Annotated in this window: 13 protein-coding genes; 5 read left to right on the forward strand and 8 right to left on the reverse strand. The window is 43.7% G+C overall.

Going from position 1 to position 13,398, the window contains the following annotated elements:
* Window positions 1–260: 260 nt before the first annotated feature.
* On the reverse strand, window positions 261–1,223 hold the full coding sequence (gene rarD / locus BAE46_RS03800; protein WP_051987256.1) for an EamA family transporter RarD: 963 nt from the start codon (window positions 1,221–1,223) through the stop codon (window positions 261–263).
* Between the two features lie 193 nt (window positions 1,224–1,416).
* Between rarD and recQ the strand changes: the two genes are divergently transcribed.
* Window positions 1,417–3,240: a DNA helicase RecQ gene (recQ, locus tag BAE46_RS03805; protein WP_081483868.1), complete on the forward strand. Its 1,824-nt coding sequence runs from the start codon at window positions 1,417–1,419 to the stop codon at window positions 3,238–3,240.
* Between the two features lie 2 nt (window positions 3,241–3,242).
* On the opposite strand, the gene BAE46_RS03810 is transcribed toward recQ, so the two are convergent.
* Window positions 3,243–3,914, reverse strand: a complete 672-nt coding sequence (locus tag BAE46_RS03810) for a glutathione S-transferase (protein ID WP_006002286.1) — start codon at window positions 3,912–3,914, stop codon at window positions 3,243–3,245.
* A gap of 84 nt (window positions 3,915–3,998) precedes the next feature.
* Window positions 3,999–4,382, reverse strand: a complete 384-nt coding sequence (locus BAE46_RS03815; RefSeq protein ID WP_006002288.1) for a c-type cytochrome — start codon at window positions 4,380–4,382, stop codon at window positions 3,999–4,001.
* A 304-nt stretch (window positions 4,383–4,686) separates the two neighbouring features.
* On the opposite strand from BAE46_RS03815, the gene BAE46_RS03820 reads away from it, so the two are divergent.
* From BAE46_RS03820 to BAE46_RS03835, 4 genes are all read left to right on the forward strand, one after another.
* Window positions 4,687–7,557, forward strand: coding sequence for an EAL domain-containing protein (locus BAE46_RS03820; RefSeq protein ID WP_040519852.1), 2,871 nt, complete (start codon window positions 4,687–4,689; stop codon window positions 7,555–7,557).
* 118 nt (window positions 7,558–7,675) lie between these two features.
* Window positions 7,676–8,293: a GTP cyclohydrolase II gene (ribA, locus tag BAE46_RS03825; protein WP_070111784.1), complete on the forward strand. Its 618-nt coding sequence runs from the start codon at window positions 7,676–7,678 to the stop codon at window positions 8,291–8,293.
* Between the two features lie 237 nt (window positions 8,294–8,530).
* Window positions 8,531–8,776, forward strand: coding sequence for a type II toxin-antitoxin system CcdA family antitoxin (locus BAE46_RS03830; RefSeq protein ID WP_040519854.1), 246 nt, complete (start codon window positions 8,531–8,533; stop codon window positions 8,774–8,776).
* Window positions 8,776–9,093 (forward strand): CcdB family protein, encoded by a 318-nt coding sequence (locus BAE46_RS03835; protein ID WP_040519856.1) that lies wholly within the window; start codon window positions 8,776–8,778, stop codon window positions 9,091–9,093. Before BAE46_RS03830 ends, BAE46_RS03835 begins: the two co-directional genes overlap by 1 nt.
* A 196-nt stretch (window positions 9,094–9,289) precedes the next feature.
* Here BAE46_RS03835 and BAE46_RS03840 read toward each other — a convergent pair whose 3' ends face one another.
* The 5 genes from BAE46_RS03840 to BAE46_RS15075 form a co-directional block, all read right to left on the reverse strand.
* Window positions 9,290–10,156, reverse strand: coding sequence for an ATP-grasp domain-containing protein (locus BAE46_RS03840; RefSeq protein WP_006002301.1), 867 nt, complete (start codon window positions 10,154–10,156; stop codon window positions 9,290–9,292).
* A 119-nt stretch (window positions 10,157–10,275) separates the two neighbouring features.
* Window positions 10,276–11,247 carry a hypothetical protein gene (locus BAE46_RS03845; RefSeq protein ID WP_070111785.1) on the reverse strand — a complete coding sequence of 324 codons (972 nt, stop codon included), beginning with the start codon at window positions 11,245–11,247 and terminating at the stop codon, window positions 10,276–10,278.
* Window positions 11,244–12,314 (reverse strand): VWA domain-containing protein, encoded by a 1,071-nt coding sequence (locus BAE46_RS03850; protein ID WP_070111786.1) that lies wholly within the window; start codon window positions 12,312–12,314, stop codon window positions 11,244–11,246. Before BAE46_RS03850 ends, BAE46_RS03845 begins: the two co-directional genes overlap by 4 nt.
* Before the next feature lie 86 nt (window positions 12,315–12,400).
* On the reverse strand, window positions 12,401–13,186 hold the full coding sequence (locus BAE46_RS03855; RefSeq protein ID WP_070111787.1) for a MotA/TolQ/ExbB proton channel family protein: 786 nt from the start codon (window positions 13,184–13,186) through the stop codon (window positions 12,401–12,403).
* Window positions 13,187–13,315: a hypothetical protein gene (locus BAE46_RS15075; RefSeq protein WP_006002310.1), complete on the reverse strand. Its 129-nt coding sequence runs from the start codon at window positions 13,313–13,315 to the stop codon at window positions 13,187–13,189.
* Window positions 13,316–13,398 lie beyond the last annotated feature (83 nt).

The following is a 13,398-nucleotide window of genomic DNA, read 5'->3' on the forward strand; positions in this document are numbered from 1 at the left end:
TTTCTTAGCGAATATCGTTACCACTGCTCGTTGGGTACTTGGTCAGGCATTTGCAATCGTAAGACCAGCCACAAACAAAATCACCCAGTTCATATAAAGCTCACAATTAGTTTTGGGCCGTCCCCTAACAATGATCGAGCGCTGAGGTCGTCCTCACTTCTAGGTGCCAACAACGTACGTCGGACTTTTTGGTAATACATGGGGTGTAGACGTAGCCATTACTTGACTAGAGGATTACAAAGTTAAAACAAATTATTTCACTAAGGGCTTTGCACAGCCTTCTTGAGTTTACGCTCAGCCCTATAAGCCGTGACCGAGTCGTACGTGAACAATCCAAGCGCTGACCACACAAAGATAAAGGTAACTAGCCGGGCGCTTGATAAAGGTTCATCGTACATAAAGGTGGCTAAGCAAAACATAATACTAGGCCCAATATACTGTAAAAATCCTAGTGTGGAATACCTTAGTCGACGAGCTGCTCCCGTAAAGCACAGCAGCGGCGCGGTCGTTACAATACCAGCGCACATAAGCACAATATTTAAGTGAGATGAATTTTGGGTAAAATTGCCGCTCACCTCAGCAAACCATACCCAATAAATAATCGCTGCGGGCAGCATCATAAGTGTTTCTATAAACAGGCCCGGCATGGAATCAACTGCCACTTGCTTGCGCAAAAGTCCATATATGCTAAAACTAAACGCCAGCGTTAAGGCTATCCACGGCAATTCGCCATAGGTAAAAAGCAAAATAAGTACACCAGCAAGCGCAATTCCCACCGCTACTTTTTGCAGGGGCCGCAATACTTCACCCAAAAATAGGCGGGCTAAAAACACGTTAATTAGGGGGTTAATGTAGTATCCTAAACTCGCCTCTAGCATGTAATTGTTGTTAACGGCCCAAATAAATAGCAGCCAGTTAAGTGCAAGCAGCAAGCCCGCAATAAATAGTGTTTTGAGGACTTTCGTTGAAGCAATTGCCACGCGCACTTTAGCAATACCGCGCAGACCAAGCACCAAAAAACACAGCACAAAAACAGACCACACCACCCTATGCATGAGCACTTCGGGGGCTGGAATAGCGGTAAGCATTTTGAAGTAGATAGGCGCAAACCCCCACATACTATAGGCACAAAGGGCAAATATTATGCCTATTTTAGTTTGATCATTTGCTTGAGCGTTCACGTCGTGTCCAATAGCGTAGCGCGACTTTATAGCGCTACGCATAAAGCCTTGAGCTGAATAGGCAAGTATTGTCGCAGTATTGCTTATCGGCATGCAAGGTCTGTTTGTACTACACCGACAAACTATCCCGCAGATCATTAGATTACCAGTGCAAATATAAGTACAATAGGTTGCTAATTAGCGTCTATTGAAATTGAGCAGTACTTTGACCCAAACTAGCAATGTTCTGAAGAGCATTAACACCGATATAACGCCTAACATTACTTTGCAAAACACCTGCTTAAAGGTGCTGAAAAAAAGTTTTGGTTACGATGAATTTCGTGACGGCCAGTGGGACGTCATAGAAAGTGTGCTAAACGGCCACGACAGCTTAATCCTGCTGCCCACCGGCGGCGGTAAATCAATATGCTACCAGTTACCTGCCCTTGTTTTTGAAGGCATAACAATAGTTGTTTCGCCGCTCATCTCGCTTATGCAAGATCAAGTGCAGCAGCTTCAGGCCCAAGGGGTAGAGGCTGCATATATAAATTCAAGCCTGGCGCCTGAAGAGGCTAATGAAGTCACGCGAAAACTTCACAGTGGCGAACTCGACATTTTATATGTCGCCCCTGAGCGTTTGCTGCAAAGCTATTTTTTGCGCAGCCTGCAGACCCTCAACATTAGCTTAATAGCAGTAGACGAGGCTCACTGCGTAAGTCAGTGGGGACATGATTTTCGCAAAGAATACCGCCGTTTACACGAAGTTAAACACGCTTTTCCCAACGCACCGGTTATCGCACTCACTGCCACAGCAGATCATGCGACCCAAGCCGACATTGTGTATCAACTAGGCTTAAACAATCCATTTGTTTATAAGGGTGGCTTTGACCGACCCAATATACGCTACAATCTGCTGGCGAAGTATAAAGGCGGTGACCAAGTGCTTGACTTTGTAAAGCAGCAGCGCGGCAACAGCGGCATTGTATACTGCAACAGCCGCGCTAAAGTAGACGACTTAGTAGCAAAGCTGCAAAAAGCAGGAATAAGCTGCGGTGCTTATCACGCAGGTAAAGACACGCAAGAACGCGAGCACGTACAAAATCTATTTTTAGCAGACGACCTACAGGTAGTCATCGCCACTGTTGCCTTTGGCATGGGCATAAACAAATCAAACGTACGTTTTGTGGTGCATCACGACGTGCCGCGCAGCATTGAGTCGTTTTACCAAGAAACGGGTCGTGCCGGACGTGACGGTATGCCGGCCGAAGCGCTGTTGCTATTTGACGACAAAGACGCCGCGCGTATCAAAAAATGGATTGCCGATGGCGCCACCTCAGAGCGTTTTGGCATTGAAATGCACAAATTTGAAGCCATGCAGGCCTTTGCTGAGGCACAAACCTGCAGACGCCAAGTTTTACTTAATTATTTTGGCGATCACCGCCACAAAGCTTGTGGCAACTGTGATATTTGCCAGTATCCGCCTAAAATGTTTGACGGCAGCGTAGTCGCCCAAAAACTGTTGTCGTGTATTTTCAGATTACAAGGTGACACCGCAGTGCAGTACGTAATTGATGTACTTAGAGGCAAGCAACATCATAAAATACTCGACAACAAGCATAATGAACTCAGCACCTATGGTATTGGTAAAAAAGACCCAGACCAATATTGGCATAATATTATTCAACAGGTAATTCACCAAGGTCATATACGCATTGATATGACACTTAATGGTATTTTGCGCCTAAATGAGTCGGCGAAAGGGGTGCTTAAAGGCAGCACGCTTGTGCAGCTAGCGGTGCCTAAATTTAAAGTCAGTTCGGCTAAAAAGAATACCTACGAAGCCAGCAATATAGACAAGGTGCTGTATGCCAAGCTTAAGAATTTGCGCAAAAAGCTCTCGGTAGAACAAGCCGTACCGGCCTTTAACATATTCAGCGACGCGAGCCTTAACGACATGGCAGCCAAAATGCCAATCACGCTAGACGATTTTTTAAATGTAACCGGCGTGGGAGAAAAGAAACTGCTGCAATACGGCGGGCCTTTCACTCGCCTAATTGCAGATTATTTGTCGGCTAGATAGACCTAGCTGGCAGCTTTTTCAGCAGCGGCCATCTTTTTCATTGCGAGTTTGTAGCTAGGCTCACTTTGGAAGCGCTCTACGTAGGCCGTCATATTGGGCGAATCTGCTAACTTGCCTGCGTTATACATGGCTTCTAAACCAAAGCTCATTTGAATATCGGCCACGGTTATATTGTTGCCCACTAGCCACTGCTTACCCTCAAGATGATCTTCGACAAACGACATGTTGCGCGCAACTGCCTTGCCAAAATAGGCATTTATAACGGCTTCAACAAATTTCTTTACGACGAACTTTATGAAAAACGGACTCGCTTTTTCTATGCCTTTATTTAACACCATAGATGTTACCAGCGGTGGCATAAAACTGCCTTCGGCGAAATGTGACCAAAACTGCACATTAACGAAATCGTCATGCTCTTTGGGCGGTATAAGGGTGGTGTCTTTGGCTTCTTTTACTATGTACTCGCAGATAGCGCCAGTTTCTACAATGTTATTGCCATTATGGGAGATAATCGGTGCGGTGCCTAAAGGGTGAATTGCTTTTAAACTGCTGGGCGCTAAATTTGTAGTGGCGTCGCGTTGGTATACTGTTATCTCGTAATCGAGCTTTAACAGCTCAAACATCCACACTAGACGCTGTGAACGTGAGCTATTTAGATGGTGTAAAATGAACATAGTACGGCCTTTTAGATAAGTGATATTGAGTTATACACACCTAGCGACGTTTAAGATTACACCCAGCTAAATATGAGCGGCTTGTTATTTTGAGCTGTTGGGAACTTTCTTACCCGACGGGTCCATGTTTGCATAAAAAGCTGACAAATCCACGATATCTTGATCGCTGAGCCGTTTAGCATGAGGTGACATAGCAGCATTAATGCGCTGACCTGATCGGAAGGCCTGCAGTTGCAGTTCCATATAAGCTTGTTTTTGACCCGCTAAATTAGGATAAATAGGAATAATAGAGATGCCGTTTTTACCATGGCATTGCCCGCAAATGGCTGCTTTTCTTTCGCCCTGAACAATATTTGGCACAAGGCTAGGCTCTCCACAGGCCGACACACTCATCAGTAAACTTGCCAGCGCTGCTATTTTTACCAATAAATGCTTAGAGGACTTTACATAATCAAGCTGTAACTTCATCGCTAGGATCCTTGTTAACTTATGTTGTTACCAATCGTTCAATACCTTAGCATACCGTATAGTGAAATTATCGCACCTTATGTTAACTAATGAGAGCACATTAAAAAATGTGTTAGCTATTGGTAGCACTTGTTGTATTAGTTTGTAATTAGTATTAACCTTTACACTAATTCACGTTGCGTATATTTTGTTATATTTAAGTGTACCTAGTACAGAGCGTCCTGCAGACAGTTATTCGTTAAGCGCCTGACAACACAAGGTTGCCTGGCTAAATATCCTACAACAATGACAATGACAAAGGTAAATGATCCTATTGCGCCTGCTTATTTTACTAATTTCCATAATCTTAAGCTCCTTAAGCTGGCAAAGTCCGGCACAAAGCCAATACGAAGGTAAAGCGCTTGACGCTTACTTCAACAACGCCATAAACGTTAATCCTTTTGCTGAGTTTCATGTAACGCAAGAAGACGCACTACTTTCAGACGTGCAGCAGCTCAGTCAGTGGCAAACGCACACAGAGTTTACGACTATTGCAGAGAATTCGGTCTTGTGGGTGCGCTTTAACATAGCGAATAACGCAACTGTTAACCGCATGCTCACGTTAATAGCTGGCAGTGCTTTTATCGATCGCGTTGATGTATTTTTACTTGACGAGCAGGGTCGGATAATTCAAAGCGCACGATCTGAAGACGAACAGTCAAGCGCTACAAATTTAAGCCGCAAAAGCTTCAAAATGCACTTTGTGTCTCGAAGCGAATCTACCTTTACTATATATGTTCGCATACAAGACGACGCACAAACATTGCTCCCCCTTGAGCTGTGGCAAACCGAAGCTTATTCCCAAGAAGCGAGCGTGCGGCTTATATTATTAGGCGCAATGAGCGGCGGTTTGTCATTGCTAGCAACTTACTTTTTGCTGACTTACGTGCTGCAAAATGCACCCGCTCGTTTTTGGTTTTTTTTGTTAGCCACCGGCGCAATGACCACCATGCTCAACGCTGAAGGTATATTACCGTCGTTATTCTTTCTACCATCAATGACCGCTGAGCTCACCAGTTTAAGTTTAGTACTCACTCTATTTGCGAGCATAAAAATAACCCGTCTTATATTTGACCCAATTCCCTCTTGGTGGGTGGGCACAAATTATGTACTTTTAGCACTGCCCTTATTGGGCGTCTTCGTGCTGAGTGATTTTAACCAGTTAGTCGCCTTAATGGCGTTTTCCATTTTCTTTTTCACCAGTAAAATCATTGCAACCGTGGTGTACCACAAAGCGATTGATTTACGTAGCGCGGCTATATACTTTATTGGTTGGATATTTTTGGGCTTAGTGGGGATATTCGAATTTTTAAGCTTTTTGAACCGGGACGATTACCTATCATACACCGCTTTATATCCATTTGCGTTTACGTGTATAGGAGTCATGTTAATTGGCGTGGCTATTATTAGCCGTGAACAATCCATTCACGCTAAACGTATTTTCTCCCAAGGTGAACAAATAGAACAGCTGCAGCATTACAACGACCTGTTTCAACATGCCGCGGAAGGTCTTTATACCGCGCTGCCAAACGGTGACCTTATTCAGGTAAATCCTGCTATATGCGCGTTATTTGGTTATAAAAACGGTGATGATTTATTGTCAAACAAACCCAACATAGCTGACTTTTTGTCCAATACTAAAGGCGCTGACCTTTTATTAGGCGAACTGATTATACAAAAAACGGTGCTAGGTAAAGAAATGAAAGGCAAACGCGTTGACGGCAGCGAGTTTTGGTTTTCTATTTCATGCCAGTTGAAAAAAGTAAACGGCGAAAATCTGCACTTTGGTTCACTGTTTGACATTACTCAAAGACGCCTCCACCAGGTAAACCTGCAGTATTTAAATACCCATGATCAGCTCACTGGCTTATTCAACCGCAGGCACTTTTTGCAAATGATGAATGAGCGCATTCAGTCTCGTGAAAATACCAAGAAATTTGCCCTAATATTTTTAGATGTCGATCAGTTTAAAGTCATAAACGACACCTGCGGGCACTCCGCCGGCGATGTCTTTATAAAAGAGCTCTCGCATGAGCTGTTTGCTGTAGTAAGCGAGCGTTACGCTTTTGCAAGACTCAGTGCCGACCAGTTTGGCTTAATTGTCGATTTTGAAGATAGCAATGAGCTGCGCATCTTAGCCAACTCACTGCTTGCAAAAGTACGCAAATTTGAGTTTAAATGGGATCGCCACATTTTTAACCAAAGCGTCAGTATTGGTATCGCATCCTGCGATGACAGTATTCCAAGTGGCGAAGAGCTGCTAAGCTATGCCGACACAGCCTGCTTAATTGCAAAAGAAAGCGGGCGCGATAAAATTCAAATCTATTCGCCCGAAATGGGGATGCATTCACACTATAAGCGTGACTTGTTTTGGGTAAATGAAGTTAATAAGGCGATAAAAGATGAAAGCTTCGCGCTTTTCTATCAACATTATCGACCGCTTAATAAGTCAGACGAATTACAATACTATGAAATATTGGTACGCTTGCGGACAAAAGACAACGACCTGGTGACACCTGAGTTTTTTATGCCCAGTGCAGAAAAAGCGCTTATTAGCAACAAAATAGACAAGCAAGTTGTTGAAGCCTATTTTAAATGGCTGCAGGCAAACCCCGAGCATGAAGCTAAACTAGGCAAAGCCAATATAAACCTTTCAGGCTTATGTCTGTCTGACGACGATTTTCAGTATTTCCTATTAAATGCCTTTGAAAAGTATAGCATTGCGTACCAGAAAATTTGTTTTGAAATAACCGAAACGATGGCTATTATTAGAATGAATGACGCGGTTGAATTTATGACTAAGTTTAAACGCCTGGGCTGCACCTTCGCACTTGACGACTTTGGCAGCGGGTTTTCAAGCTATAGCTACTTAAAAGATTTACCGGTAGACTTTGTAAAAATAGATGGTCACTTCATTCGCAACATTTTGCACGACCCAATCGACCTCGCCATGGTAAGCTCTATTAAAGATGTCGCGGTGGCCATGAACATCCAAACGGTCGCTAAATCTGTAGAAACACCTGAAATAATGGTCCAAATTGGAAAAATGGGCGTAAACTTTGCCCAAGGTTATTGTATTGCTAAGCCCGAGCCATTAACCTCTTACACTGATTTTTCAGAGCCGCAGCACACGTAGACATTTCATCACGTGGAATATGTATTGCCGCAAATAGACGCTTGTAATTGTGGTTTGGGTCCCAGTTGCTTGTTTACGTATAAAAGCCGCAAAATAAAAGTACAAAAAGCAGAAATAAATGACATCTAACACGCCTAAATTTGAGTTTATCAGTCGAGCAAAGTTACCCACCCGATATGGGGATTTTACGATCCACGGGTTTATCGACCATAGCAATGGTCAAGAGCATGTAGCACTTTCCTACGGTAATTGGGATCCTATTGCAACCGTACCCATTCGCGTTCATTCAGAGTGTTTAACCGGCGATGCTCTTTTTAGCACCCGCTGCGACTGCGGCTTTCAACTAGAAAGAGCGCTTGAAAATATCGTAGAGCATGGTTACGGCGTGCTTTTATATTTACGCCAAGAAGGTCGCGGCATAGGACTGCTAAATAAGATCCGCGCCTATAATCTTCAAGACCAAGGTTACGACACGGTAGAGGCGAATGAACATTTAGGCTTTGATGCTGACTTACGCGACTATGCGATTTGTAAAGTTATGCTAGACACTTTATACGTTAGCAACGTTGAGATCATGACTAACAATCCTCAAAAGATTCAGGCCTTAACGGATTTAGGTGTTAATATTATTTCTCGCCGTCCCATTGATCACGGCATCACCGAAGATAATAAAGTGTATCTACGGACAAAGACCACCAAGCTTGGGCATAAATTTAACCCCGACAGCCTTAAGTGAATAAGGCGCGTAAGTGTTCGATCCTATTAATGTTTGAAACTACACAAGACTTAGGCATGACGGCAAACGTGCCACAAACTGATAGCTCGTTTAGCGTTACCACGAAAATTCGCTTTGCCTAACTAGTAACCAGAGCTTATTGCTCAGATTTTGATTCAACCAACCGCTTAAATCTCACTCTGTACAATGCGCATCGAAATGCGCATAATGGTGGGGCTGAATAAAAAGGAAAAACTTATGAGTCATCTTTACGATATCAATGCCCCTAAAAAACCAACTAATTTATCGGTTAATAGCGATTTATTAAAACGCTCAAAAAAATTAAACGTTAATCTTTCTGCTACGCTTGAACAGGCCCTAAATGAAAAATTAGCCATACTTGAAAGTGAGAGATGGAAAGCGGAAAACAAAACCGCCATCTCGGCTTACAACAAATATATAGAAGCAAATGGTTGTTTCAGTGACGAATACAGAGAACTTTAATGGCGCAATTTGAAATCTATAGAAACCCATCTCAGAAAACTAAAGAGGCTTTCCCTTATATCGTCGACATCCAACATTCAATAATAAATGACTTAGCCACTAGACTAATAATTCCCCTAGCAAATGCTGAAGTTTTGTCTAATCAAGCAATGAAAAAGTTGACGCCGTTAATTGAATACAATGATAGGAAATACTTTCTAGTTACACCTCAGCTAACATCAATGCCAAAGCGGCTTCTGAAGCAGCCGTTAGGAACCATTGAACTGCAAAGGCACCATATTATCGATGCATTGGATTTTGCTATCACCGGTATTTAAATCTGCTTATTTAGGAGGCTTTGCTCCAGTCTCCAATGTGCCATTTGTGATCATTAGAGACGACCTTATTCATTATTCCTTGCGCAAATTCAAGCTGTATCAAAAATGTATGGTTAATAAAAGTTAAGCAGATTTTAAAGGATGTTCAGTTTCAAACATTAACTCAATAATACAGTAAGGCCATTCTGATAAGGTCTTAAGCTTGCGCCCGCTTTACGATTGCCTGTGCAAACCGCAATGCCGAAGCCTCATCCATATTAAAGTACAAAGAAGGCTCTATCAGCTCTACTTCAATAATCGCTAAACCTTTGGCGGTGCTTAGCATGTCTATGCGAGCATAAAGGGCACTTTCAGGTAAAGCATTCAAGGTTTTTAACGCCAGTGCTAGCATGGCCTCGCTAGGCGCAATACTGTGCAGTTGCCCGCCATGCTCTTCTTGCACTCTAAAATCGCCACTGGCGGGCACCTTGTTAATGCTATGACTATATTCACCGCCAAAGTAGAAAAGTGAATATTCGCCCTCATCAACAATACTTTTTTCAAAAGCTTGGACCATAATTTCACGCCCTTGCAGCTCTTTTTTTATGCTTTGTTGGTTAAATAAAAAGTCTTCTTCGTTTAAGCGATAGGTGAAGTCGGCATTAGCACTTATCAGCGGCTTTATAATAATGTCACTTGTGCCAAAGTAGTTAAAGGCAGCTTGAATTTGTTTGCTATTGAAGGCGCCTAGCCAAATCGTGGGCAGAATATCCACGCCTTTTTCTGCCAAGTCTTTCAAATACGATTTAGATATGTTGTATTGCATTAACGCTAAGGGGTTTTCTAAATGTGCACTGCTAGCGTCAATGCGCGCAAGTGTTTGCATAAAAGAGTCTGCGTGTAGCTGATAATCCCAGGTACTTCTGACTATTACTACATCATACTGGCTGTAGTCTATTTCTTTATCATGCCATGATACATCGTCAACCTGCCAGCCAAGCGCGGCTAAATGCGGTTTAACTAAATCATCGTAAACAAAGAAATTTTCGAGACCTGTAGTGGTTAAGAATGCACAACGACCCATGTAAAATCTCATCTTGGGATTTGAACTGGGCCGTAGCCTAAGGTAAAAACACACTGGGGTCGAGTGAAAAAAATTATAAACAAAACAAGCTTGACAGAGCATCACATAAGCACAGCAAACTACTTAGACAAAAATGTGCCTCTGTTTTGCCTGGCAACTTCTGTCATTAAAGTAGAAAAGCGCAAACTATCTTCGCCTAACGCGCGACTAGCTTGGCGAAAGCCAATGGCATGAATACGGGCTAGCTTCTGGCCATTTGCGTCGGTGTTTAGGCGATTTATGTTGGCTAAGGTAAGGTCATACGAACCACCCGAATAGTCATCGCCAAATACATAGAGGGCAAGGGAATCGGTTCGTTTAGCGTAAACCTGCAGCGCCCGCTCTATACCTTCAACGGGAGAACTATTTGAGCTACCCGACCATACGCTCATGGCTCGCAATACTCCACTACGCTGGGCTGGCGTGTCATTTCGCCAGCGGCCCGCGCTAGTAGACAATAAATACTCACCGTTGTCGGACATAACTTGAAAGCCTTTTACCTCGGGGTGATTATTAAGTACTTCTCGCATGCTGCTTATGACTGTCGCCCACATGCTTTTCATACTGCCAGAAGTATCCACAATAAAAATAACATAGTCACTATCTACCGGAATACCGCCTACTTCGTCATCACGCTCGGGTGCATCGCCAACACTTATAGCCGCTCGTTTGCGCTGTTCTAATACTACTTCAAGGCCAAAAGCTTCGTCGTTAAGCTGCTGTAAATTTTGCTGAGAACGGTTTATGTCTGCTGCTAAGGCTTGGGCTTTTGAATCATTGCTTGCTCCTTCTTGCTGCGCACTTTGCAACTTTGCTTGCTGGGCGGCCATTTGCGCTTCTAAATCCTCTAATGTGGTTTGGGCATCAGACAACGCGGTAATCGACTCGGTAATCGACTCGGTAATTTGCGCTACGTTAGCCGACTGGCTAAAATCAGCTTCCTCGCCGTTTTTCGCCAGTAGTATAAGCATAACGACCGCGCCAAAAGCACATGAAATCACATCTAAAAACGACAGGTTAAACACTTCTATTGGGGTACGTCTTTTCTTCATGGCCAAGTGCCAGCAGGGCTTATAAATGTGCCGCCTGTTACGCTAGCCCACTGCCAATATAACGCCGAGGCCTGTGGATCGCCTTCAAGGGGCAATAAAATGACATTGGTGCGCGCACCTGCCAATTTATTTATGTTTAAAGTACGTTGCATCACCGCGACTCTGCAAGCACCCGATATAGTTGCCTGCTGGCCTGGCAATGGATTACAGCCGCGCGAAGTAGAAAATCCGCTTGATGCGTTAATTAAAGACGGCAATCCATCAGTAATAATATATAAATCGGTCATGTCAGGCATTACGCTTTGAAGCTGCGCTAAGCCTTCTTGTAAGTTTGTGCCATTTTGCGGCACTAGGGCATTTACGTCGGCAACTAGCGCTTGTATGTTAGTACTTACCTTAGCGCTGATAACCGCCTGAGAGCCAAGTACCTGCGCCTTATCGTTAAAACTTACCACCGCAACGCGCGCGCTATCAGGCAGACGTGCTAGCATCCATTTAACAATATTCAAAGTTCGCTGCCACTTAGGACCGGCCTTTTTAACCGCATCGGGGGCAAGTTTGCGCTTGATAATATCAATTAAGCCCTCGTCGGTCATAGAGGCGCTGGTGTCTATTAAAATGCCAATTCTTTGCCCTTCAACAATAAGGCCTAACAAATAGGTTTCTTCATTGATTACAGGTAGCGCAATCGCATCATCGGCAGTTTGCGGCGCAATAGCGGCAACCGCATCTTCAAGCTTGGCAATTACTGCTTTTTTATCTGCTATAGCCTGCTGCAGGGCTTTTTGCTGAATGCTCAATTGCCCAATGCGCCTTGCTTGTTCGCTTGCATTAGCCTGCTGCTGCGATACTTCTTGCGCTTGATTACTCAAACTATTAGCAAGGCTTTGGGATTGATTTTGTGCAGCGGCAAGCTCTTGCGCTAAGGTTTCTATTTCGTCACTGGGAATAAGTGTATCGTCGTTAAAATTCACAATGAGGAGGATGAGTAAAACCGCCCCTAAGCCACAGGCCATTACGTCTAAAAAGGCGAGATTGAAACCGTTTTCACGTCTTTTAGTGACCATAATTAACGACCATAACTATCCACTGTAACTATCCACTGTAACTATCCACTATAACTATCCACCATATTCAACCCGCATAAACGACACTATTCCTGCTGGTGAAGCTGCGTTAACAAGTGTTTTTCGCAGTTCTTTTGCGTGTTTATTACCATTTCGTCTTGTCTGTTATTTAGCACATGTAGTAAATACATAAGAATAATGGAGATTATTAAGCTCACAAGGGTTGAGTTAAAAGCGACGCCGAGCTTGTCGACCATGCCTGAAATATCACCTGCCACCGCTTCTTCTGCCTTTGCCAAAGCAGAACCAATACCTCTTACAGTGCCAATAAACCCGATGCTGGGAATAGCCCAAATAAAATATCGGATCATGCTGTTACCCGATTCTAATTGCGCCGCGAGCATCTCTACATTTTCGGTAATGGCGTTGGAAGCGTGCTGCACGTTCTGGGTGTTTTTATAGCGGCGTAAACAATTAATCCAAGTCGACATAGAGCTGTTTTCTGCGTAGGCGCTTTGCTCTAATTCGTTAAGCGCTTCGCTGACATTAAGCGCTTGTGTTTTGTCATATGCCTGTAGGTAATCCATGGTAAAAAGAGGCTCTTCGTGAAACACAATGCGCTGGTATTTATACATAATCAAAAAACCACAAAACAGCCCAATAGTCACACTAGCCTGCTGTTCAAAGTCTTTTAATATAACCCAAATATTGCTAGTGGCACCGCTGCCATAGGCGGCAACGGCAGCTTCAGCGAACGGCCTTATTGCGCCTTGGTAAAGCAGATGTACAGCGGTAACTATGACTAAGAAAACAATCATAGATACCACCTGCGATGGGTTCATGCTTGAGGTATGCGCGCTGATTTTTGCCATTTAAATATCGCTCGGTAAGCTAGCTGGCGAGTCTATACTAATTTGCACCGCGGTAACCACGCCAGCGGCGGCTAATGCAGCAAGGCACAGGCCTATTAGGATAAGTTTACGTCTTGTTTGTTTATTCATTATTTGCTCTATTTAGTCCTTACGTCGCTCAAACTGAGCCTTGTTTACGTGTATTAAGCAACTGCTACCAATGCCGGTTAGCG

It is taken from the genome of Glaciecola punicea (assembly GCF_001756615.1).
Taxonomy (GTDB): Bacteria; Pseudomonadota; Gammaproteobacteria; order Enterobacterales; family Alteromonadaceae; genus Glaciecola; species Glaciecola punicea.